Genomic DNA, 22,937 nt, shown 5'->3' with positions numbered 1-22,937 from the left:
AACAGCGCTTCGGGCGGGGTTCGAATCCCTTCGCCTGCTCCAGTTTGCCTTTTCCACCACAGCATTGGCCGCCGCGCTTTGGTCGCGGTTCCCGCGCCGGCCATCAAGCGGGACCCCGGGTCGAGCCCGGGGTGACGATGTGCTGGAATGTCCTAACCCAGCGCCACCCACCACTTATTCGTCACCCCGGGCTTGACCCGGGGTCCCGCTGCCTTTGAGGCACCTCTTGCCGGTCCAGGCGATCGCGCCCATAGCTTGGCGCTATGGACAAGCGCCCCAGCATCGATCCGCGTGCCTTGCTCACATTTCGCACGGTATGCCGCGAAGGCTCGATCTCGGCAGCGGCGCGCGTGCTCAACATTGCCCAGCCGTCGGTATCGGCCGCCATCGCCCAGTTGGAAGCGCGGCTGGGGGTGCAATTGTTCGAACGCCGCCAGACGGGGGTGCGCCCCACCGCGCAAGGTGCCCTGCTGGCCGAGCGGGCCGAGGCGATGCACCATGTGCTGATCGGCGCACAGGAGGAACTGGACAATCTGTCGCGCGGGCTGGCTGGCCCCTTGCGCATCGGCGGCACGCCCGGCGCGCTGGTCAGCCTGCTGCCCTTCGTGATCGGCCGGCTGGAAGCGCGCATCGGCCCTTGCGCGCTGAGCGTGGTGGAACGGCCTGACGGCGTGCTGATCGACCTATTGCGCCAGCGCCAGATCGATCTGGCCTTCGTCACCACCGAGATGGAGGCCCCGCCACCCGACATTGCCGAGCGCACCTTTGCCCGTGATCCCTTTGCCCTGATCGTCGGGCGACGCCACGACGCCCTGCCCTCGGCCGTGTCGCTGCGCGAGGTGGCCGGCCTGCCCTGGGTGCTGCCGGAGGCACAAGGCGCGTTCCGCCGCCAGGTCGATGCCCTGTTCATCGCCGCGCAGGCGCCAGTACCCGCCAACGTGGTGCGCTGCGATTCGCTGCTGACCACCAAGGCGATCGTGCGGATGAGCGACCGCATCACCGTGCTGCCGCGCCAAGTGGCCGCTTCAGAGCTGTCGATCGGGGTGCTACGTGGCATCGAGATTCGCGAGGCAGCGTTCCAGCGCAGCATCGGCGTGCGCCTGCGCCAGGGTGAGCAACCTTCCATCGCCGCCCAGGCCCTGCTCGACGTAATGGCATCCAAGTATAGTCCTGAGCTATAGCAGGATAGAGAGATAGTATTTTCCACCGATAGGCATCGCGCGCACATAGGCGTCCAGCGTGCCCAGGCCACCCCGGAGCCAGGCCAGCGCGGGAGAGCAAGCGATGCGGACCCTTATCCGCGATGTCAGGATTTTCGATGGGAGTGGCAGCGCTCCTTATGCCGGCAGCGTGCTGGTGGATGGCGAACACATCGCCCACGTGGCCCAAGGTGCCGATGCGCTGGATGGCGCAGCCCATGACCAGCGGATCGAGGGCGCTGGCCGCACGCTGATGCCCGGCATGGTCGACGCGCATACCCATCTGACCTGGGGCTCCTCGATCGAGAAGATCTATCACCAGTTCATCCTGCCGCCCGAGGAACTGAAAGTGGCAGCCTGGCGCAACGCGCGCGTGCTGCTCGACCAGGGCTTTACCAGCCTCTATTCGGCCGGCGCGCTGGTCGACGGGATCGAGCCGGAACTGGCCGCGGCCATCGCCGCGGGGGAAACCCCTGGCCCGCGCTATGTGCCCTCCACCATCGAGCGCAGCCCCGAAGGCGACGAAGGCGTCGACACCGGCAACGTGTTCAACGGCCGCGGCCCCGACGCGATGCGCGCCTTCGTGGCCTATTGCGCTGACCAAGGCGTCAAGTCGATCAAGCTGGTGGTGTCGGGCGAAGACGCGCTCAAGCCGGGCACCGCGCAACACGTGCTCTATACCGAAGCGGAAATGGTCGCCGCTGGCGAGGCCTGCCGCGAAGCCGGCCTGTGGATCGCAGCCCATGCCTATTATCCCGAGGCGATCGGCCTGGCGCTCGATGCCGGGGCGCGGGTGATCTATCACGCCTCTTACGCCGATGACGCAGCCGTGGCGCGCATGATCGCGGCCAAGGACACCACGTTCTATGCCCCGGGTCCGGGTGTTTCGGTGGGTGCGCTGGAAGCCAGCCCGCCCCCGCATATCGACATGAGCGCGATGAAAGCCAGCGCTGCCGAGCGGCTGGAGCGTGAACGGGCCCTGGTGCCCGCGCTCAAGGCGGCAGGGGTCAAGGTGCTGATCGGCGGGGACTATGGCTTCCCGTTCAATCCCAACGGCCGCAATGCCCGCGATCTGGCGCATTTCGTGGAATACTATGGCTATACCCCGGCCGAGGCGCTGGTGGCAGCCACGCGTCTGGGTGGTGAGCTGATGGGCCTGGCCGTGGGCGAGGTGCGCGAAGGCTTTCTGGCCGATCTGCTGCTGGTCGATGGCGATCCCACGCAGGACGTGGCGATCATGCAGGACGCCGCCCGCCTGGCCATGATCATGAAGGGCGGCGCCGTGTACAAGGCGCCCGCCGCTGCCGAGGCCGCGTAAATGACCGAGCGTTGCGATGTGGCGGTGATCGGCTGCGGACCGGTGGGGGCACTCGCGGCCAACCTGCTGGGCCGCGCGGGGCTGCGCGTGGTGGTTCTGGAAAAGGAACTGGACCACTATCCGCTGCCGCGCGCGGTGCATCTCGACCACGAGATGATGCGCCTGTTCCAGACCGCCGGGGTGATCGATCGGGTGCTGCCCGACATGGTCGCCACCGATGGCCACCTGCACGTGGGCGCCGATCACGGCGTGATCCGCTACATGGGCACGGTGGGCAAGCCCAAGCCGTTTGGCTGGTCCAACGACTATTTCTTCTATCAGCCCGAACTGGAAGCGCACCTGCGCGCCGCCTTTGCCGAAAACGGCGCGATCACACTGCGCCTGGGCGCCACGTTCACCGCGCTGGACCAGCACGATGACAGCGTGACCGTGCAGTTCGAAACCGATGGCGCCCCGCAGGCGCTGACTGCGCGCTGGGTCATCGCCGCCGATGGCGCGCGCAGCCCGGTGCGCAAGGCGCTGCGCATCGCGCTGGATGATCTTCAGTTCGAGGAGCCCTGGCTCGTCGTCGATGCCGAGGTCGAAGGCCCGGTCACGTTCCCGGCGATCAGCGGGGTGCCGGCCGATGCCGATCTGCAGCGCCTGTCGGTGATGATGTGCGATCCGGCGCGCCCCGCCACGGTGGTGCCCGGCCGCGGCAACCACCGCCGCTGGGAATTCATGCTGCTGCCCGGCGAAGACGACCAGGCAATGATGCAGCCCGAACAGGTTGGCGCGCTGGTCGGCGCGTGGATGAAGGACGTGCCGCACACCATCGTGCGCGCCGCCACCTATCGCTTTCATGGCCTGGTGGCCGAGCGCTGGCAGGCCGGCAACGTGTTCCTGGCAGGTGATGCCGCGCACCAGACGCCGCCGTTCTTTGGCCAGGGCATGTGCCATGGCCTGCGCGATGTGGCCAATCTGGCGTGGAAGATGGACGCGATCGTCAACCATGGTGCCGATCCCGCGATCCTGGCCAGCTATCAGCCCGAACGCGATCCCCACGTACGCGGGGTGATCGGCGCGGCCGTGGCGGCCGGCCGCTATATCTGCGAACTGGATCCGGCCAAGGCGGCCGCGCGCGATGCCGACATCCGTACCGCCGCCGCGCAAAAGGCGGGCGAAACCGCGCACGACCTGATCCCCGCGATTTCCGCCGGTATCGTGCTGGCCGGCACGGCCGGCGCCGGCATCCGCTTCATCCAGCCGATCCTGGCCGATGGGCGCAAGCTGGATGACGCGGTTGGCCAGGGTTGGCGTCTGTTCGTGCGGGATGACAGCGTGACGGGATCCTCTCCCCGCGTCACGCGCACGGTGGCCGCGTCGCTTGACGATGCCGGCGCGGTCACCGCCTGGCTCGATGATCACGGCGTCGATGCCGTGCTGCTGCGCCCCGATCACTGTGTGTTCGGCACGGCCAGTGGCACCGCCATCGACCTGATCGAGGCCCGCGCCCGCGCGCTGGGCCTGGCCCTGGAGACCGCATGATGACCACACTCGATCTGACCGCGGCCCAGGCCGTGATCGCCGCCGCGCTGGCCAGCGCCCGCGCCCGCGCGGCCCAGCCGCTGGCGGTGATCGTACTCGATGCCGGCGGCCATCCCATCGCCTTTGCCCGCGAAGACGGCGCCACCTTTGCCCGGCTGGAGATTGCCCGGGCCAAGGCCAAGGGCGCGCTGGGCATGGGCGCCGATACGCGCATCCTGGCCGAGCGTGCCAAGGGCAACCCGGTATTCTTTCAAAGCGTGGCCGTGGCGCTGGGGGGCGACATGGCCTTTTCGCCCGGCGGTGTGCTGGTGCGTGGTCCGCAGGGTCTGGTGCTGGGATCGGTGGGCGCCAGTGGCGATACCGGCGATTGCGACGAGGAATGCGTGACTGCCGGCCTGCACGCCGCCGGCTTCAACCAGGAGCAAACCCGATGAAACTGCGCAGTATCGAACTGGCGCTGCCCGATCCGGCCGCCGCGGCCCGCTTCATGCTCGATATCTGGGGCATGGCGCCTGGCGAGGTGCGCGGCGATACCCATTACCTGCGCGGCTCCGGCTCCTATCCCTACCTCGTTGCCTTCGAAAAGGCCGACGCGGAATTCGTGCGGTCCACTACGTTTGTCTGCACCGCGGCCGAGCTTGCCGACATCCGCAGCCGTGCCGCCGCGCGCGGCTGGCCGCTGATCGATACGGTTTCGGCCGATCCGGGCGCAGGCGAAGGCGTGATCGTGGAACTGCCCGAGGGCGAGCTGCTGCGCTTTCTGGTCAACACGACCGAGGTGGAACCGATCACCGGGCGCGACCTGCCGGTCAAGCTGACGCACATCGTGTTCAATTCCGCCGATGCCGAAGCGTCGGGCCATGCCGTGGAAGACGTGCTGGGCTTTCGCGTGTCGGACCGCACCAAGGGCATGGTCTTCGTGCGCTGCAACGACAGCCACCATTCGACCGCCTTTGCGCGTGCCGGCTTTTCCAGCCTCAACCACATCGCGTTCGAGATGGAAGACCTCGACGCGGTGATGCGCGGCATCGGCCGCATGCGCGACCACGGCTTTGCCCCGGCCTGGGGGCCGGGCCGCCATGGGCCGGGTGCCAATGTCTATGCCTATTACATCGCGCCGTTCGGCCCGGTGATCGAATATTCCACTGCCGTCGAAAAGGTGCCCGAGGATTATCAGGCGGGTAGTCCCGAAGACTGGACCTGGCCGCCAAACCGCATCGACCAGTGGGGCATTTCCGACAAGGATTTCGACGGCTTGCGCCAGGCCGAAGAGCGCTTCCGCTTTCGCCGCGCCTGGCAGCCGGCCGATCCCGCCCAGGCCTGAACGCCCCGCTTTCGTTTTTCGGAGTTTTCGATCCCATGACCCGTCTCATCAGCTTCCGCCGCCCAGATGGCCTGCCCAGCTTTGGCCGTCTCGATGGCGATACCGTGCACGACCTCGGCACGGCTGGCAGCGCCGCCTTTCTCAAGGACGTGGCCGACCAGGGTCTGGCTGCGCTGCCTGCCACGGGCCAGTTTGCCCTGGCCGATGTGCGCCTGCTGCCGGTCGTGCCCAATCCCGGCAAGATCCTGTGCGTCGGCCTCAACTATGCCACGCACGTGGCCGAGACCGGGCGCGAGCAGAAGGAATTTCCGGCGATCTTTACCCGCTGGGCCGATACCCTGATCGCCGCTGACGAGCCGCTGGTGCGCCCGCGCGAGACCGAACGGTTCGACTATGAAGGCGAACTGGCGGTGGTGATCGGCAAGGGCGGACGCCGCATCGCCCGCGCCGATGCCATGGCCCATGTCGCCGGTTTCTCCATCTTCAACGACGGTTCGGCGCGCGATTGGCAGCGCCACAATATCCAGTTCACCCCGGGCAAGAACTATCCGGCCACCGGCGCGTTCGGCCCGGCGCTGGTCCTGCCCGATGAAGTGGCGGACCTTGGCAGCCAGCGCGTGCAGACGCGTCTCAATGGCGAACTGGTCCAGGACCAGCCGATCAGCGACATGATCTGGGATATCCCGTTCGTGATCGAATATTGCAGCACCTTCACCCCGCTCGCCCCTGGTGACGTGATCGTCACCGGCACGCCGGGCGGTGTGGGCGATAAGCGCAAGCCGCCGCTCTACATGAAGGCCGGCGATGTCTGCGAAATTTCCATCGGCGTGATCGGCACGCTGACCAACCCGGTCATCGACGAAATCTGACTCGCCGTTTCATTCCAATCCAGCCCACCGCGCCCGCATAACGGCGGGCGCGGACCGATAAACGCACGATTTTTGGGGAGAGAACCATCATGATCTGCCACACCCGCACCGCGCTGCTTGCCGGTCTTTCGCTTTCCGTCCTGGCCACGCCAGCCCTGGCGCAATCAGCCCCGGCCGCCGCGCCGCAGGCTGTCGACAACGGCCCCGACGCCGCCATCGTGGTGACTGCGCAGCGCCGCGTGGAAAAGGTGACGGAAGTTCCGATCTCGATCACCGTGGCCGATGCTGGCCAGCTGGAGCGGCAGCAGGTCAACACCGTCAACGATCTCAACCGCATCGCCCCAAGCCTGGAAATCCAGTCGGCACCCGGCCAGAACACCGGCGGCGGCGGCGCGATCCGCGGCATCGGCACGCAGACCTTCTCGGCCGGCGCGGTGGCATCGGTGGGCGTGGTGGTTGACCAGGTCAGCCAGGGCAACGCCAACATTTCCGATCTGTTCGACGTGGCCCGGATCGAAGTGCTCAAGGGCCCGCAGGGCACGCTATTCGGCCTCACCACCTCGGCCGGCGTGATCAACATCACCACCAACAAGCCCGAATTCGACAAGGTATCGGTGCGCGTGCGCAGCGAGCTTTCTGCCGCCGGCTTTGCCGGTTCCAAGTCTGGCAACCAGATCCTGCAGGGCGTGGCCAACGTGCCGATCGCCAGCAATGCCGCGATCCGCGTGGCCGCCTATGGCAACATGCGCCAGGGGCCGGACTACAACGTGACCACCGGCCAGTATGACAAGAACGAAACCATGGGCGGCCGCGCGCGCCTGCTGTGGGAGCCGACCGACAAGCTGACGGTCAACCTGATCGGTGACTATACCGACACCCGCACCACCAACGGCGGCAACTTCTTCACATTCGTGAAGACCAGCGGCGCTGGCATCCTGCCGCTGCCCACGCCCTTCCCGATCCCCGACAACGTCACCGCCAACCTGGCAAGCTGCGGCGTGACGGCGGGCGAAGGCAACCGCAACTATTGCACCAGCGAGCAGTACACCGACCGCATCAAGACCGGCGGCGCCTCGCTCCAGCTGGATTACCAGTTCGCGCCCTTCACGCTCACCTCGATCACCGCCTACCGCAGTACCCATGAAAAGGGCTATGGCGCGGCATCCAACGTGTTCCGCGCCGATCCGCTGGAACTGCAGGTGCACAATTCGCCGGTCGATCGCCCGATCGACCTGTTCACCCAGGAAGTGCGACTGTCGTCGCCGGCCAACCAGACCGTGGAATACACGTTGGGCGGGTTCTATTCGCGCCAGGTGATGACGCGCACGCCCGAAACCGTGTCGGTCGCCATCCACCCGGCACCGGGCGTCTACATCCCGGCCTTCTCCAGCACGGTGAACGCCTATCGCGTGGTCGACGAATCGATCGCCGCGTTCGGGCAGATGACGATCCACGCCGGCGACAAGCTGCGCCTGATCGCGGGCGGCCGCTATACTGATGATGTGCTCTCGCTCGGCATGCAGAACGCGGCCGGCACGGCGCTGGACAGCTTTACCCGCCTGCACGTCGGCAAGGTTTCGTGGAAGGGTGGCCTGCAGTATGACGTCGATCCGCGCACGATGGCCTATGCCACCGTGGCACGCGGCTTCAAGGGTGGCCAGATCGCCACGCCGTCGGGCGCAGCGCCCTATGTCGTCCTGCCCGAAGTGCCGACCTCGTACGAAGTGGGCTTCAAGACCACGCTGCTGCGCAGCTGGGTGCTCGATGCCAACCTGTTCTACCAGAAGATCGAGAACTTCCAGGCGCAGCAGTGCACGGTCGACCAGAACGCGGTGATCTCGTGCGTGCAGACCAACATCAACGGGGTCAAGTCGCGCGGGGCGGAAATCAACCTGTTCGGCAAGGTGACGCGCAATCTCTCGCTCAACACCGGGTTCATCTATGCCAAGGCCACCTATCCCAAGGGCTTCCTCGGCACCGATGGCAGCGATATCGGCAATACCCAGCTGGCTTATGCGCCGAAGTACAAGTTCACCGTCTCGGGTGAATATGCCCATGACCTGGGCGAAAACCTCAAGGGCTTCCTCGCGGCCGACGCGGTGTGGAAATCGCGCATCCGCTATGAAGCCAATTCGGTGGCCGATACCACGTTCCGTCCGCACTGGACGGTGGGTGGCCGCATCGGCGTGCGCACGGCCGATGAGCGCTTCACCCTGGCCGTATTTGCCCGCAACCTGTTCAACGTGAACGAACCCTCGCTCTATCAGTCGAGCTTCCCCTATGGCGGTGCGGCCAACATCGGCGCCATCTATGGCCCGCAGTCGTTCCGCACGGTTGGGCTGTCGCTCGACGGCAAGTTCTGATCCGATACCCGCCGCCCCTGTCTCACGATGGGGGCGGCCAACACGTTCTCAGGCGATCCGCTCCCTTGAAGGAAAGCATCGATGCCGTTTGACGCCACCCGCGCCGCAATCGCCGCCATGGGCACCACGCTGACGCCCGATCTGCTAGGCCAGGTGCGCGCCCTGTTCGATGCCGAGCAGGCGGCGCTGACCCAAGCGGTTCCGGCTGCAGCGGTGGACCTCGCCTATGGCCCGCACGAACGCCACCGGCTCGATCTTTATGGCACGCCCGGCGATGCGCCCAAGCCGGTGCTGGTCTTCGTGCATGGCGGCGGCTTCCTGCGCGGTGACAAGGGTGGCAGCGGGGCAGAAACCTGGCCCAACGCTGCGGTGGGCCGGATGGCGGCGCAGGCCGGTATGATCGGCGCCGTGATCAACTATCGCCTGGCGCCCGATCATATATGGCCCGCCGGATCGCAAGATGTGCTGGCCGCGCTCTACTGGCTGGTGGCCCATGTCGCCGATCATGGCGGCGATCCGCAGCGCATCGTGCTGGTCGGCACGTCTGCCGGCGCCGTGCATGTGGCCGGCGCGATCCGCCTGCGTCCCGATCTGGCGGCGCGCGGCGCGGTGCTGCTGTCGGGCCTCTATGGCCATACCCCGCTCGATGAACGCGACCAGCTCTATTACGGCAACGCGCAGGACTATGCCGGGCGTGCCCCGCGCGAGGCGATGGCCGCAACCACGCTGCCGCTGCTGGTAGCGATTGCCGAATTCGATCCGCCGCGCTTCCAGGCAGAGTTCCTGGGCCTGATGGCCGATCGGCTGGCGCGCCACGGCACCATGCCGCGTGGATACATCGCCTCGGGCCACAATCACTATTCCATGGCCATGCACCTGGGCACGTCAGACCGCCGCCTGGCGGATGAGATCATCGCCTTCGTGCACGCCATCTGCGCCTGACATTTCGATCTACCTGAAAGGCAGTTCCATGCTCGATCGCCGTACCATGCTCGCGGCCGGCGCCGCGCTGGCCGCGAGTGCCACGCCCGCCCTGGCCAAGGCCGCCAAGGCCGCCGTTTCGTCGCAGTTTCCCCAGGGCTTCCTGTGGGGCGCATCCACTGCGCCGCACCAGATCGAAGGGAACAATACCAGCAGCGACCTGTGGTTTCTGGAAAACCAGCAGCCCACGGTCTTTGCCGCGCCATCGGGCGATGCCGCCAACAGTTTCCTGCTGTGGGAACAGGATCTCGACCTGGCCAAGGCGATCGGCCTCAATACCTATCGCTTTGGCATCGAATGGGCGCGGATCGAGCCGGAAAAGGGCCTGTTTTCGCAGGCGATGCTCGATCACTATGCCCGCGTGATCGATGGCTGCCGCGCCCGTGGCCTGGCGCCGGTCGTCACGTTCAGCCACTTTACCGCGCCACGTTGGTTTTCCGCGCAGGGCGGCTGGGCCAACCCGGAAAGCGCTGCGCTGTTTGCCCGCTTTGCCGACAAGGCCACGCGCCACTTTGGCGATCGCATCCATGCCGCGATCACTTTCAACGAGCCCAATATCCTGTTGCTGCTGCAAAATGCCAATGTGCCGCCAGAACTGTGGGCGATCCAGAAGCTGACGCTGGAAACCGCGGCCAAGCGGCTGGGCGTGCCGCGCTTCCTCTGCGCCAATGTGGCCGGCCTGGCCGATCTGCCCGATCTGCAGGCTGGCCTGCTGGCCGCGCACAAGGCGGGCAAGGCAGCGATCAAGGCTGCCGCGCCGCGCCTGCCGGTGGGGCTTTCGCTGGCGATGATGGACGATCAGGCGGTGGGCAAGGGCTCGCTGCGCGATGCCAAGCGCCACGAGATGTACGGCACATGGCTCGACGTGGCCAAGGCCGACGATTTCCTGGGCGTGCAGAACTATGAACGCGCGCTGTGGGGGCCGCAGGGCCGCCTGCCGGCACCGGCCGATGCGGTACGCAACTGGTCAGGCAGCGAAGTCTGGGCGCCGTCCCTGGCGGGCGCGGTTCGCTATGCCCACCAGGCCACCGGCGTGCCGATCCTGGTATCGGAACATGGCGTGGGCACCGATGACGATACCATCCGCGCCGCCTTCATCCCGGCCGCGCTCACCCACTTGAAGGCCGCGATCGACGATGGCGTGCCGGTGCTGGGCTATTGCCACTGGAGCCTGATCGACAATTTCGAATGGGTCTTTGGCTACAAGCCCAAGTTCGGCCTGGCCAGCTATGACCCGGTCACGTTTGCCCGCACGGCCAAGCCCAGTGCCGCCGTGCTGGGCGCGATCGCCCGCGCCAACCGGGTCTGATCACCCCCGGCGGGCGCGGAAGAAGTCGCGCAGCAGCGCGGCGCTTTCCGCTTCGCCCAGGCCGGCATAGACTTCGGGGCGGTGGAGGCAGGTGGGCTGGTCGAACAGGCGCCCACCGTGCTCCACCGCGCCGCCCTTGGGATCGGGCGCGGCGTAATAGACCCGCGCCAGCCGGGCGTGGGCAATCGCCCCGGCACACATCGGGCAGGGTTCCAGCGTGACCCACAGGTCGCACCCCTCCAGCCGTTCCTGGCCCAGGGCAGCGGCAGCGGCGCGAATCGCCAGCACTTCGGCGTGGGCGGTGGGATCGCACAGCGCACGCGGCCGATTGTGCGCAGCGGCAATCACCTGCCCCCCCTTGACGATCACCGCGCCGATCGGCACTTCGCCCGCAGCAGCGGCGTCATGCGCCTGTTGCAGCGCCAGTTTCATCGGTTCGGGCAGGGGCCAGCGGGTCATCTCTCCTGCCGGTAACACAGAATCGGCAGGCAGCAAGGCATTCGGGCAAGCGAATCCTTGACTTCCCCGGTTGATTCGATCATGGCGCCACCTTCCAGATAGATCATCAGAACACGAAGCGAGTTTTTAGCCATGTCGCGCATTTGCGAACTGACCGGTAAGGGCCGCCAGATCGGTCACAACGTGAGCCACGCCAACAACAAGACCAAGCGCGTGTTCCTCCCCAACCTGCAGAACGTCACCCTGATGTCGGAGAAGCTCGATCGCAGCTTCAAGTTCCGCGTCTCGACGCACGGCCTGCGCTCGGTGGAGCACAACGGCGGTCTCGACAACTGGCTGCTCAAGCAGGACAACACCAAGCTCAGCACGCGCGCCCTGAAGGTCAAGCGTGAACTGGTCAAGGCTGTCGCCACCGCCGCCTGAACGGCTGCGGCACGCTGATGCCTACAAAGAGGCCGGGGTTCTCCCCCGGCCTTTTTTGTTGCCTGCCATCCGCGCGCATAGCGCAGGACTGGCGGATCAGGCGCCGCGCGCCAGCCGCAGTTTGAGCAGCAGCGTGCGCTGCAGCCAGACCATCTCGTTGCTGTCGGAAATCAGCCAGATCGCGGTGCTACCATCGGCCTCGGGCGTGGCGACCATGCCTTCATAGTTATCGCGAATGCGCGGATCGGCGATCCACGCGATCGGGCGCGGCTCCACCTGCGCACCGGGGCGAATCGCCGCCGGATCGTCGATCATGGTGACCACGGTGCGAAACCCGCCCAGCGTGAACTTGCGCCCCAGCACCAGCAGGCGGCCATCGGGCGCCTGGGCCAGCTCCACCGGGCGATAGCCTTCGGGCATGACCAGCTCGAACCGCGCCGGCGCCTGGCCACTACGCGGCAGGCCCGGCCAGATCAGCCCAGGATGGCGGCGGCGCGACCACCAGTGGGCAAAGACTTCGCCGATTACCACGGTGCGCCCGTCGGCCAGCTGGCGCATCGCCTCCGGCCCCTGGTTGTTGGGCCATTCCAGCAGCACGGGCGCGGCGATCGAGCGATCGCGGCTGAAATCCGGGCTGAACAGGTGGAACTCGCCCGCCCCTTCATAGCCGATCAGCACCTGGCCATTGCGCGGATCGACCGAGACCGATTCGCTGTCGGTGTCGATTTCCTGGCCCGACCATGCCGGATGAATGGTTTCGCGCTGCCAGGTGCGCCAGGGCAGCGGCTGATCGGGCCGGGTGAACACCATCACCGCATTACGATCGCTCACCGCCAGCAGATCATGCGTGTTGCGCACCGCCAGTGCCGAAAAATTGCCGAATTCGCGATCGGGGCTTGTCAGTTGCCACGCCCCCACCAGCGTCAGGGCGCCATAGCGCGGCGGTGCGCCACCGGCGCGCAGGCCGGGCAGCAGATCGTGATAGAATACCCGGTCGTCGGGATTGGGCGGGGGAAACGGCTGGCGCACATAGATCGTGGGCACCAGGGCCAGCACGAGCAGGAAAAGGGCGATACGGCGCATCGCCTGCGGCCTTGGCACGGATGGCCGGGGCGGGAAAGCCCTGCGGCGCTCAGGCCGGCAGGAAAATCATGCCCTTGCCGTTCATGCAATAACGCTTGCCGGTGGGCGGCGGGCCATCATCAAAGACATGGCCAAGATGCCCACCACAGCGGCGGCAATAGACCTCGGTGCGGTCCATGCCGAACGAGCTGTCGCTGCGCAGGCCCACGGCATTGGGCAAAGGTTTCCAGAAGCTGGGCCAGCCCGTGCCGCTGTCAAACTTGGTGGTTGAGGAAAACAGCAGCTGGCGATCAGCCGCGCAGGCAAAAGTGCCCTTGCGATGCTCGTTCAGCAGGGGTGAGCTGAACGGACGCTCGGTGCCCGCCTCGCGCAGGATGAAGAACTGTTCGGGGGTGAGCAGGCGGCGCCATTCCGCCTCGCTGTGCTGCACCGGAAAGACTTCCTTGGGGGCAGCCGGGCGGGCGCGGCAGGCGCTGGCCATGGGCAAGGCAAGCCCGGCGCCCAGCCAGCCCAACAGGCGGCGGCGCGACGGATGGGCGGAAGGGGGGGCTGAGCCGTTCGTCATCACCATGAACGCCTTGTCGGGCTGGCAGGCAGCCGGGGCAAGATGGCCTCGCGGGCAGGGCGGGGGGGCGTGCCATGATGGCAACCTGCCCGCGAGACTTGATCGTCATGCTTCACCCTGGCTGAACCGATCCTGAGCGGTGCGGTCAGGCTTCAGCAAGCCAAGCAGCCCGCCCTTGCGCACCTTGCGCCCCCTGGCCGGGCCAGACTTCATCACAGTGCGGCGGAACAGCTGTGCGCCGGTGCGCACGATCAGCATCACGCACAATGCCTGCCAGCCCAGCGCCAGCAGGTGCGGCCAAATCACCGGATCGCGCGCCGCGCGCGCCAGCATGGCAAAGGGCGAGGACAGCGGAAACACCCGCGCTGCCCAATCCACCCAGCTGCCCGGCCGCGCCAGGGCATAGCTGGCAAAGAAGAACACCATCAGCTGCAGCATGGTGACCGGCATCGACAGCGTCTGCACCTCGCGCACGGTGGTGGCCATGCCGCCGATCGACAGGAACAGCGAACCCAGCAGCAGATAGGCCATGGCGAAATAGAGGAAGCCCAGCAGGATGAACACCGGCCAGCCCACCGCCGGCGCGGCCAGCAGCGGCAGCGATTTCATGCCCATGACCATCAGCCCGCCCCAGGCCGCGCCCCACACCGCCATACCCACCAGGCTCACGCCGAGCATGGCAAAGAGCTTGCCCAGGAACAACGCGTCCATCGGGATCGAGGCAGCCAAGACCTCGATGATCTTGTTGGCCTTTTCCTCCACCAGGTTGGACAGCACCATGCCCGCCAGCAGCATGGTGAGCAGGAACAGCGCCACCTGCCCCGCCTGCGCGGTGCTGACCTGGCCGGTCTGTACCGAGGCGACGCTGCTGGCCACCTCATCCACCGCCACGGGTGGCAGGGCGGCCGGCGCCACGCTTTGCGCATGGGCGGCAAACAGCGCGATCATGCCCTGCCACATCCGCGCCCGCTCGGGCGTGGCAGTCAAGACCGGGTGGGCGAGACTGCCCGACACCACGGCGGCCAGCTGGCCCACTGGCCGGTCATGCTCGGCAGTGCCGGCGCGATGGCTGCCGGCAAGCGCGGCACGCGCATCATAGGTGCGCCCACCCCATGGCGCATCGAGCACGACGAAATCGGGCACATCGCCGGGCATGGCATCGGCCAGGGCGCGATGCGCCGCCATCATCCGCGCCGCCTCGTCTGCCGGCAGGGCAATGCCGATCTGCGGGTTGTCCAGATCGCGCTGCACCTTGGCGCCGATCGCGCCGGCCATGCCGCCCACGATGATCGGAAACAGCGGCCCGAGCAGGAAGAAGACAAAGCTCTTGGAAAAGATCACCGCAACGAAATCGCGGCGGGCAATCACCCAGGCGGCGCGCAGTTTTTCAGGGATCATGCCGCTTTCTCCTGGCCGGATGCGTTTTCTTCCAGCGCACGCGCGGCGGCCTCCCCGGCGATGGCCACGAAGGCGTCATGCAGGCCGGGCCGCTCGATCGACAGCGAAAGAATGCCCGCATCCCCTTCGATCAGGGCGCGCAGCAGGGGCTCAACCCCGCTTTCGGGCAGGGTGAAATGCCAGAAGGCGCCCTCGCCCCGCGCATCGGCCGGCAGCGCCGCGCGCCAGGCGCCATCGCGCGCGCGGGTTTCCAGCCGCACCTGCGGGCGCAACCGGTCGCGGGCATCGTCCACCAGCCCGGCAAACGGCACCTTGCCCCCCGCGATGATCGCCACCTGGTCGCACAGGCGTTCGGCATGGGCGATGACATGGGTGGAAAAGATCACCGTGGTGCCACCTTGCGCCAGGGCGCGGATCATCTTTTCCAGCTTGCCCTGGTTGAGCGCGTCGAGCCCTGAAAACGGTTCATCGAACACCACCAGCTCAGGCTGATGAACCAGCGTGCCGAGCAGTTGCACCTGCTGCGCCATGCCCTTGGACAGCTGGCGGATCTGGCGATCGGCGGCATAGCCCAGGCCATGCTCTTCCAGCAGTTCGCGCGCCCGCGCCCGCCCGGTCTTGAGCGGCACCCCGCGCAGCGCGGCTAGAAACGCGATCGCCTCGGTCGCTTTCATCGCCGGATAGAGCCCGCGCTCTTCGGGCAGATAGCCGATTCGCCGCGCCACGTCGGTCGGGCGTTCATGGCCTAGCACCCGGCGCATGCCCGCATCGGGATCGATAATGCCCAGCAGCATGCGCAGCGTGGTGGTCTTGCCTGCGCCGTTGGGGCCAAGAATGCCGTAGATGGCGCCGCGCGGCACGCGGATGTCCACCCCGTCCACGGCGGTGAAACCATCGAACCGCTTGACCAGCCCGCGGGCCTCGATCGCCCAATCGCCGTCTTGCCCAATCGTCATCGCCACGCCATGCCCCTTTTGATTGGTCCACATAGCCCCATGAACGCAAGAGACGGAAGACTTGGTTAAAACCCCGCCCGCCCCCCTGGAACAACGTCTGCGCGAAGAGGCGCTGCGCCTGGGCTTTGCTACTTGCGGCATTGCCCCGGCCGCAGACGATCCGCAGCGCAGCGCGCACCTGCACCAGTGGCTGGCCGATGGGCGCCATGGCAGCATGGAATGGATGGAAACCCGCAAGGAACAGCGCCAGGGGCCGCAATCACTGTGGCCGCAGGCGCAAAGCGTGATCGCCCTGGGCATGAGCTATGCCCCGGCGCACGATCCACTGGCCCTGGCCGAGGTGCCGACCCTCGGCCGGATTTCCGTCTATGCCCAGGGCGTGGATTATCACGACGTGATCAAGCGCGCGCTAAAGGCGCTGGCCCGCTGGCTGGTGGCGACCGAACCGGGCGCCGAGGTCAAGGTCTTCGTCGATACCGCGCCAGTGATGGAAAAGCCGCTGGGCCAGGCCGCCGGGCTGGGCTGGCAGGGCAAGCACACCAACCTGGTCAGCCGCCGCCACGGTTCATGGCTGTTCCTGGGCGCGATCTATACCACGCTGCGCCTCACGCCCGATGCGCCCCATGCCGATCGCTGCGGCAGTTGCACCGCCTGCCAGGATGCCTGCCCCACCGGCGCCTTTCCCGCGCCCTATCAACTCGATGCGCGGGCGTGCGTGTCGTATCTCACCATCGAGCACAAGGGGCCGGTGGACGAACGCTATCGCGCCGCGCTGGGCAACCGCATCTATGGCTGTGATGATTGCCTGGCGGTGTGCCCGTGGAACCGCTTTGCCCAGGCGGCGGCCGACAACCGCGCGTTCCTGCCCCGCGCCGAACTGGTGGCGCCGCGCCTCGCTGAACTGCTCGCGCTGGACGATGCCACGTTCCGCCAGGTCTTTGCCGGCTCTCCGATCAAGCGGATCGGGCGCGATCGCATGGTGCGCAACTGCCTCTATGCCGCAGGCAACAGCGGCGATCCGGCACTGGTGGCGCCGGTGCGCGCGCTATTGGACGATCCCGATCCGGCCGTGACCGATGCCGCGCGCTGGGCCCTCGCGCGGCTCGCCCCTATCAGATCGTGAAGCTTTCCCCGCAGCCGCAGGTGCCCTTGGCGTTGGGATTGGCAAAGACGAAGCCGGCCTGGAAATCGTCTTCGACCCAATCCATCGTGCTGCCGATCAGGTAGAGCACCGAGGCGCCATCGATGAACAAGGTGCCGCCGGGCGTATCGATGCGCTCGTCCATCGGGTTGGCGACGTTCACATAGTCCACCGAATAGGCGAGGCCCGAACAGCCCCGGCGCGGGGTGGACAGCTTGACGCCAATGGCATCGGCCGGCGCGCTGGCCATCAAGGTGGCGATGCGGGCATGGGCAGACGGGGTCAGATTGACCGCCGCAGGGCGCTGGCGGGTGCGGGTGGGGGCATCGGTCATGGCTTAGAGCATCCCGAGTTCGAGCTTGGCATCATCGCTCATCTTCTGCGGGTCCCACGGCGGATCCCACACCAGGTTCACTTCGGCATCGCGCACGCCGGGCACCGCGCTGACGCGCAGTTCCACTTCGCCGGGCATCGATTCGGCCACCGGGCAATGCGGCGTGGTCAGCGTCATGGTCACGGCCACGTGCCCGTCTTCGGCCACGTCCACGCCATAGATCAGCCCCAGGTCATAGATATTGACCGGGATTTCCGGGTCGAAGATGTCGCGCAGCGCGGCAACCACGCCTTCATAGATCTCGCCGCCCGGCTCGCCAGGGTTCACCCCTTGCGGCTTTTCCGCCAGGAAGCCCGACAGATAGTCGCGCTTGCGCTCGCCGGCCGTTTCAACCGGGGCAGCTTCTGGTGCCGGCTCGGGGATATCGTCCACATGGGCCCGGCGCGGCGGGTTCACCGCATCGACTTCCTCGACCGTGAAGCGGGGGGTATCGGCGCTCATCCGAAGATCCTCAAGGTTCGCGCAATGCCGCGCACGAGCGCTGCGACATCGCTTTCGTCGTTATAGACGCCAAAGCTGGCGCGGGCCGTGGCCGGCACGCCCAGATGCTCCATCAGCGGCTGGGCGCAGTGGTGGCCGGCGCGGATCGCCACGCCTTCCTCGTCCAATATGGTGCCAAGGTCGTGCGGATGCACCCCCTCGATCATGAAACTGACGATCCCAGCGGCATCATCCGGGCCAAACAGGCGCACGGCGTTGAATTCGCGCAGCGCCTCGCGCGCGGTGCGCACCAGCGCGGTTTCGTGGGCATGGATGGCATCCAGCCCCAGTCCCTGGACGAAATCGACCGCCACGCCCAGGCCAATCGCCTCGACGATGGCAGGCGTGCCCGCCTCGAACCGCTGCGGCGCCGGGGCAAACGTGGTACCGGCAAACGACACGCGATCAATCATCGCCCCGCCGCCCTGCCACGGCGGCATGGCATCGAGCAGCTCGGCCTTGGCATAGAGTGCGCCGATGCCGGTCGGGCCATAGAGCTTGTGCCCGGAAAACACATAGAAATCGACGTCGAGCGCCTTCACGTCCACGGTCAGGCGCGGCACTGCCTGGCAGCCGTCGATCAGGATCTTCGCGCCCACGCCGTGGGCCAGCGCCACCGCGCGTGGCACATCGAGCACACTGCCCAGCACGTTGGACACATGGCCCAGCGCCACCAGCTTGTGCGCGCCGGTCAGCATGCGTTCGGCCGCGTCCAGATCGATCTGGCCATCGGCGGTTAGCGGGCAGACATCGATGGCAATGCCGGTGCGCTGCGCCAGCAATTGCCAGGGCACGATGTTGGAATGGTGCTCCAGCATCGACAGCAGCACGCGGTCCCCGGCCTTGAGATTGGCCAGGCCCCAGGTCTGCGCCACCAGGTTGATCGCCTCGGTCGCGCCGCGCGTGAACACGATCTCGCCCTCGTGCGCGCCGAGCAGGCCTGCCACCTTGCGCCGCGCCGCTTCAAAGCCCAGCGTCATCTCGGCCGAGCGGGTATAGACCCCGCGATGCACCGTGGCATAGTCCACGCCGATGGCGCGGGTTACCGCATCGATCACCACCTGCGGCTTTTGCGCGGTGGCGCCGGTATCGAGATAGTGCCAGCGCGTGCCATCGGGATTGGTCAGGCCCGGCCAATCGGACGCCTGCGTCAGCGTGGTGGCGGCAAGCGTGGTCATAGCAACCCTCCCAGCGCGGCGAGTGCGGCCTGCGTCAGCACCTCTTCTTCGGGCGCATCGACAAAGGCTTCGGCGATGAAGGCCTGCAGCATCAGCTTCTTGGCCTCTGCCGGCGGCAGCCCGCGCGATTGCAGGTAGAACAGGCCCTGCGCATCCAGTTCGCCCACGGCGCAGCCGTGCGCGCACTTCACGTCGTCGGCATAGATTTCCAGTTCCGGCCGGGCATTGGCCGTGGCGGTGCGATCAAGCAGCATGGCGCGGATCGACTGTTCGCCATCGGTGCCCACCGCCCCACGATCGACGACTACGCGGCCGAGATAGGTGCCGGTCGCGTGGCCCGCCAGAACGGAGCGAACGACCTGGCTCGACACGGCGTCAGGCTCGGCGTGGACCACCTCGGTAACGATTTCCACCGTCTGGTTGCCACCGCCCAGCTGCGCCGCGCCCAGGTGGAACCGCGCGCCCTTGGCCAGGCGCACTTTCACCGCGATGCGGCCATAGGCGCTGCCGGCATTGAGCAGGCGCAGATCGTATTGTGCGCCCTCGCCCAGGGTGATCACCAGATCGCGCGCCTCGGGCGCGCGGCCGGCCAGGACCACCGACAGGCTGCCGCTTTCACCTGCCGCCACGTCCACCGCCTGCGTCGGCAGCGGCCACAGCGTGGCGAGCGCCGCTAGATCGGCATAGCGGAATGCCTCGTCCGCCCGGGTTGGCACAAGCGTGGCGGTGGTCACGCCACCGCCTCGTAACCGTGCTGTTCCAGTTCCAGCGCGAGTTCGGCCCCGCCCGAGCGCACGATGCGACCGCCGGCCAGGACGTGGACGAAATCGGGCTTCACATAGTCGAGCAGGCGCTGATAGTGCGTGATCAGCAGCACGGCCTTGTCGGCCTTGCGCATGATCGCGTTGATGCCTTCGCCGCAGATGCGCAGCGCATCGATGTCCAGGCCCGAATCGGTTTCATCCAGGATCGCCAGCTTGGGATCGAGAATGCCCATCTGGACCATCTCGGCGCGCTTCTTCTCGCCGCCGGAAAAGCCCACGTTCACCGGGCGCTTGAGCATGTCCATGTCCATGCGCAGCAGGTCGGCCTTTTCGCGCGCCAGCTTGAGGAAGGCGCCGCCCGACAGCGGCTCTTCCCCACGCTGCTTGCGCTGCGCATTGAGCGCCTCGCGCAGGAACTGCACGTTGGAAACGCCGGGGATTTCCACCGGATATTGGAAGCCCAGGAACAGCCCGGCCGCGGCGCGCTCGTGCGGGTCCATGGCAAGCAGGTCCTGGCCCTCGAAATCCACGCTGCCGCCGGTCACGTCATAGCCGGGGCGGCCGCCCAGGGTATAGGCCAGCGTCGATTTGCCCGCGCCGTTGGGGCCCATGATCGCGTGGATCTCGCCCGCCTTGATGGTGAGCGAAAGCCCCTTGAGAATGGCCTTGCCGGCGATTTCGTTGGAGAGGTCACTTATCGTCAGCATTGCGTTTTCCGCTCGAGCAATTGGCTAGGAAGTCGGCGCGAACCTCGTCGAACAGGTCGCGCCACGATTTTTCGATGGCTTTCACGTCGTCCAGCTCCTTCTGCCGGGCGTCGATCTGGCCAAGGGCAGTGGCCGCCGTGGCCGCGCCGCTGGGGCTGGGCGTGCCAGCGATCTGCGCATCGAGCAGCGCGGCGCGTTCCTGCGCGATCGCGCGCTGCTCGGCATAGACGGCCGCGGCAAATTCGGTGCGGCGGTGCGGCTCGCCCGTGGCCATGGCGCGCATGGCCTGCTTGTCGCACTTCTGCACCGCTGCCAGCGCCGGGGCGCTGTCAGGCGCGGTGACCGTGGCCAGCGCCATGATCAAAAGCGCGCTCATCCCACGCTGCCTTCCAGGCTGATGCCCAGAAGCTTTTGCGCTTCCACGGCAAATTCCATCGGCAGCTGCTGCAGGACTTCCTTGGCAAAGCCGTTGACGATCAGTGCCACGGCCTGTTCCTGGTCCAGCCCGCGCTGCATCGCGTAGAACAGCTGGTCATCACTGATCTTGCTGGTCGTCGCCTCGTGCTCGATCGTGGCCGAAGGGTTCTTCACCTCGATATAGGGCACAGTATGCGCGCCGCATTCCGCCCCCAGCAAAAGGCTGTCGCACTGGGTGAAGTTGCGCACGCCCTCGGCCTGCGGCGCCACGCGCACCAACCCGCGATAGGTGTTGTTGGATTTGCCCGCGCTGATCCCCTTGGACACGATGGTCGAGCGGCTGCGCTTGCCGTTGTGGATCATCTTGGTGCCGGTATCGGCCTGCTGATAGTTGTTGGTGACCGCAACCGAATAGAATTCGCCGACCGAATCCTCGCCGTTCAAGACGCAGCTGGGATACTTCCACGTGACGGCCGAGCCGGTTTCCACCTGGGTCCATGAGACCTTGGACCGCGCGCCCTGGCACAGCGCGCGCTTGGTCACGAAGTTGTAGATGCCGCCCTTGCCTTGGGCGTCGCCGGGATACCAGTTCTGCACCGTGGAATACTTGATCTCGGCATCGTCGAGCGCGACGAGTTCGACCACCGCAGCATGCAGCTGGTTCTCGTCACGCTGGGGGGCGGTGCAGCCTTCCAGGTACGAGACATAGGCGCCCTTGTCGGCCACGATCAGGGTGCGTTCGAACTGCCCGGTGTTTTCCGCATTGATGCGGAAATAGGTCGACAGCTCCATCGGGCAGCGCACGCCTTCGGGAATGTAGACGAAAGTGCCATCGGAAAAGACCGCGCAGTTCAAGGCCGCAAAATAGTTGTCGTGCATCGGCACGACCTTGCCCAGCCAGCGGCGCACCAGATCGGGAAACTCGCGGATCGCCTCGCTGATCGAGCGGAAGATGACGCCGGCCGCTTCCAGCTCCTTGCGGAACGTGGTCGCCACCGAGACGCTGTCGAACACCGCGTCCACGGCGATCTTGCGCGCGCCTTCCACGCCGGCGAGCACTTCCTGCTCGGCCAGCGGGATGCCCAGCTTTTCATAGACCCGCAGGATTTCGGGATCGACCTCGTCCAGGGACTTGGGGCCGTCCTTCTTCTTGGGCGCGGCCCAGTAATAGGCTTCCTGATAATCGATCGGCGGAATGTTCAGCTTGGCCCAGTCGGGCATCGGCATGGTCAGCCAGTGGCGATAGGCCTTGAGCCGCCATTCCAGCATCCACTCCGGCTCGTCCTTCTTGGCCGAGATGAAGCGCACGGTGTCTTCCGACAGGCCCTTGGGGCCATATTCCTGCTCGATGTCCGAAGCCCAGCCGTGCTCGTATTCCGCCACGCGGGCGGCCGCGTCGCGCGCGGCCTGGTCCTTAACCGGCGTGTCGTTCAGGGTTTCTTCGGTCATGCGGGCAACTCGGCAGGAATGGGGGATGCGGCAGACATCATGGCCGCCGCAGGGGTGGCCAGATGGCCGGTTTGGGCCGGGCGGGCAAGCTGCACCAGCGACACACTCGAAAGCGCGGCGCGCAGCGCAGCATCCACCGCCGGCCAGTGCGGGCGCACCATGCAGGCGCCTTCCAGCGTGCAATCGCCGCGCCCATGCCCGCTGCACGCAGCCATGGCAATCGGCCCTTCGACCGCCTCGATCACATCGGCCAGGCTGATCGCCGCGGCCGGGCGCGCCAGCTTGAGCCCGCCGCGCGCGCCCCGCACCGACTTGAGCAGGCCGGCTGCCGACATCTTGCTGACCAGCTTCTGCACGGTGGGCGCGGGCAAGCCGGTTTCGGCAGCGAGCTGCTGGGCCGAGAGCAGGGGGCGATCGGCCGCGTGGCAGCCGCAATGGCGCGCGGCAGCGCACATCATGACAACGGCATAGTCAGCCATGCTCGACAATCGCATCGCACCTGCTCGCAACCGTGGGTGGGGTCGGCCCGATTCCGCCGTTTCGACAGGCGTGCGCAAATCAGACCGAATCGCTCCGGTTATCTAGGCGCGCCGCCCCGCGCTGGCAAGGGCACCTTGTCTATGCTGCATGGGC

24 protein-coding genes are annotated in these 22,937 nt (G+C 66.9%); 11 read left to right on the top strand and 13 right to left on the bottom strand.

What is annotated here, in order from left to right:
• Positions 1-263: 263 nt before the first annotated feature.
• The 9 genes from ABIC78_RS01185 to ABIC78_RS01145 all read left to right on the top strand — a co-directional run bounded on the left by ABIC78_RS01185 (position 264) and on the right by ABIC78_RS01145 (position 10,890).
• Positions 264-1,181, top strand: a complete 918-nt coding sequence (locus ABIC78_RS01185; protein ID WP_168351979.1) for a LysR family transcriptional regulator — start codon at positions 264-266, stop codon at positions 1,179-1,181.
• A 103-nt stretch (positions 1,182-1,284) separates the two neighbouring features.
• Positions 1,285-2,517 (top strand): amidohydrolase family protein, encoded by a 1,233-nt coding sequence (locus tag ABIC78_RS01180; RefSeq protein WP_354487357.1) that lies wholly within the window; start codon positions 1,285-1,287, stop codon positions 2,515-2,517.
• Positions 2,518-4,044: a bifunctional 3-(3-hydroxy-phenyl)propionate/3-hydroxycinnamic acid hydroxylase gene (locus ABIC78_RS01175; protein ID WP_354487355.1), complete on the top strand. Its 1,527-nt coding sequence runs from the start codon at positions 2,518-2,520 to the stop codon at positions 4,042-4,044.
• The gene (locus ABIC78_RS01170; RefSeq protein WP_354488100.1) at positions 4,044-4,478 is read left to right on the top strand and encodes a GlcG/HbpS family heme-binding protein; all 435 of its coding nucleotides are present in this window, start codon (positions 4,044-4,046) and stop codon (positions 4,476-4,478) included. The genes ABIC78_RS01175 and ABIC78_RS01170 overlap by 1 nt, the downstream gene beginning before the upstream one ends.
• The gene (locus tag ABIC78_RS01165; protein WP_168351982.1) at positions 4,475-5,368 is read left to right on the top strand and encodes a VOC family protein; all 894 of its coding nucleotides are present in this window, start codon (positions 4,475-4,477) and stop codon (positions 5,366-5,368) included. Before ABIC78_RS01170 ends, ABIC78_RS01165 begins: the two co-directional genes overlap by 4 nt.
• 35 nt (positions 5,369-5,403) lie before the next feature.
• Positions 5,404-6,237: a fumarylacetoacetate hydrolase family protein gene (locus ABIC78_RS01160; RefSeq protein WP_354487353.1), complete on the top strand. Its 834-nt coding sequence runs from the start codon at positions 5,404-5,406 to the stop codon at positions 6,235-6,237.
• Between the two features lie 89 nt (positions 6,238-6,326).
• Positions 6,327-8,600: a TonB-dependent receptor gene (locus ABIC78_RS01155; protein WP_354487351.1), complete on the top strand. Its 2,274-nt coding sequence runs from the start codon at positions 6,327-6,329 to the stop codon at positions 8,598-8,600.
• Positions 8,601-8,681: 81 nt separating this feature from the next.
• A complete protein-coding gene (locus ABIC78_RS01150) occupies positions 8,682-9,542 on the top strand; it encodes an alpha/beta hydrolase (protein ID WP_354487349.1) in 861 nt (286 codons plus the stop codon).
• A gap of 28 nt (positions 9,543-9,570) precedes the next feature.
• Positions 9,571-10,890, top strand: coding sequence for a family 1 glycosylhydrolase (locus tag ABIC78_RS01145; protein WP_354487347.1), 1,320 nt, complete (start codon positions 9,571-9,573; stop codon positions 10,888-10,890).
• Here the strand turns inward: ABIC78_RS01145 and ABIC78_RS01140 are convergent, their stop codons facing one another.
• Positions 10,891-11,349 (bottom strand): nucleoside deaminase, encoded by a 459-nt coding sequence (locus tag ABIC78_RS01140; protein WP_211183233.1) that lies wholly within the window; start codon positions 11,347-11,349, stop codon positions 10,891-10,893. It abuts the gene before it with no gap.
• A 132-nt stretch (positions 11,350-11,481) separates the two neighbouring features.
• Here ABIC78_RS01140 and rpmB point away from each other — a divergent pair, with 132 nt between their 5' ends.
• Entirely contained in the window at positions 11,482-11,772 is a 291-nt protein-coding gene (gene rpmB / locus ABIC78_RS01135) for a 50S ribosomal protein L28 (RefSeq protein WP_022676718.1), read from the top strand.
• 96 nt (positions 11,773-11,868) lie between these two features.
• On the opposite strand, the gene ABIC78_RS01130 is transcribed toward rpmB, so the two are convergent.
• The 4 genes from ABIC78_RS01130 to ABIC78_RS01115 form a co-directional block, all read right to left on the bottom strand.
• Positions 11,869-12,855 (bottom strand): esterase-like activity of phytase family protein, encoded by a 987-nt coding sequence (locus ABIC78_RS01130; protein WP_354487345.1) that lies wholly within the window; start codon positions 12,853-12,855, stop codon positions 11,869-11,871.
• A 49-nt stretch (positions 12,856-12,904) separates the two neighbouring features.
• Positions 12,905-13,420 (bottom strand): peptide-methionine (R)-S-oxide reductase MsrB, encoded by a 516-nt coding sequence (gene msrB / locus ABIC78_RS01125; RefSeq protein WP_082209159.1) that lies wholly within the window; start codon positions 13,418-13,420, stop codon positions 12,905-12,907.
• Positions 13,421-13,525: 105 nt separating this feature from the next.
• Entirely contained in the window at positions 13,526-14,818 is a 1,293-nt protein-coding gene (locus tag ABIC78_RS01120) for an ABC transporter permease (protein ID WP_107716415.1), read from the bottom strand.
• Positions 14,815-15,774, bottom strand: coding sequence for an ABC transporter ATP-binding protein (locus ABIC78_RS01115; RefSeq protein ID WP_043609486.1), 960 nt, complete (start codon positions 15,772-15,774; stop codon positions 14,815-14,817). Before ABIC78_RS01115 ends, ABIC78_RS01120 begins: the two co-directional genes overlap by 4 nt.
• A 61-nt stretch (positions 15,775-15,835) precedes the next feature.
• Between ABIC78_RS01115 and queG the strand changes: the two genes are divergently transcribed.
• Positions 15,836-16,897, top strand: coding sequence for a tRNA epoxyqueuosine(34) reductase QueG (gene queG / locus ABIC78_RS01110; protein WP_354487342.1), 1,062 nt, complete (start codon positions 15,836-15,838; stop codon positions 16,895-16,897).
• On the opposite strand, the gene ABIC78_RS01105 is transcribed toward queG, so the two are convergent.
• Genes ABIC78_RS01105 through ABIC78_RS01070 form a run of 8 tightly spaced genes read right to left on the bottom strand, consistent with a single transcriptional unit; the run spans position 16,887 to position 22,798 of the window.
• Entirely contained in the window at positions 16,887-17,249 is a 363-nt protein-coding gene (locus tag ABIC78_RS01105; RefSeq protein ID WP_354487340.1) for a HesB/IscA family protein, read from the bottom strand. The genes queG and ABIC78_RS01105 overlap by 11 nt on opposite strands.
• A 3-nt stretch (positions 17,250-17,252) precedes the next feature.
• Entirely contained in the window at positions 17,253-17,750 is a 498-nt protein-coding gene (locus ABIC78_RS01100) for an SUF system Fe-S cluster assembly protein (protein WP_022676725.1), read from the bottom strand.
• Entirely contained in the window at positions 17,747-18,967 is a 1,221-nt protein-coding gene (locus tag ABIC78_RS01095) for a cysteine desulfurase (protein ID WP_354487338.1), read from the bottom strand. The genes ABIC78_RS01100 and ABIC78_RS01095 overlap by 4 nt, the downstream gene beginning before the upstream one ends.
• A complete protein-coding gene (locus ABIC78_RS01090; protein WP_354487336.1) occupies positions 18,964-19,701 on the bottom strand; it encodes a SufD family Fe-S cluster assembly protein in 738 nt (245 codons plus the stop codon). Before ABIC78_RS01090 ends, ABIC78_RS01095 begins: the two co-directional genes overlap by 4 nt.
• The gene (sufC, locus tag ABIC78_RS01085; protein ID WP_054131721.1) at positions 19,698-20,438 is read right to left on the bottom strand and encodes a Fe-S cluster assembly ATPase SufC; all 741 of its coding nucleotides are present in this window, start codon (positions 20,436-20,438) and stop codon (positions 19,698-19,700) included. Before sufC ends, ABIC78_RS01090 begins: the two co-directional genes overlap by 4 nt.
• A complete protein-coding gene (locus ABIC78_RS01080; protein ID WP_022676728.1) occupies positions 20,422-20,814 on the bottom strand; it encodes a hypothetical protein in 393 nt (130 codons plus the stop codon). The genes sufC and ABIC78_RS01080 overlap by 17 nt, the downstream gene beginning before the upstream one ends.
• Positions 20,811-22,304 carry a Fe-S cluster assembly protein SufB gene (gene sufB, locus ABIC78_RS01075; RefSeq protein ID WP_354487334.1) on the bottom strand — a complete coding sequence of 498 codons (1,494 nt, stop codon included), beginning with the start codon at positions 22,302-22,304 and terminating at the stop codon, positions 20,811-20,813. Before sufB ends, ABIC78_RS01080 begins: the two co-directional genes overlap by 4 nt.
• Complete coding sequence (locus ABIC78_RS01070; RefSeq protein ID WP_354487332.1) at positions 22,301-22,798, bottom strand: RrF2 family transcriptional regulator; 498 nt, start codon at positions 22,796-22,798, stop codon at positions 22,301-22,303. Before ABIC78_RS01070 ends, sufB begins: the two co-directional genes overlap by 4 nt.
• Positions 22,799-22,937: the final 139 nt, after the last annotated feature.

Source organism: Novosphingobium sp. 1529, assembly GCF_040544855.1.
GTDB lineage: Bacteria > Pseudomonadota > Alphaproteobacteria > Sphingomonadales > Sphingomonadaceae > Novosphingobium > Novosphingobium capsulatum.
This window is presented reverse-complemented; position numbering and strand designations above follow the sequence as displayed.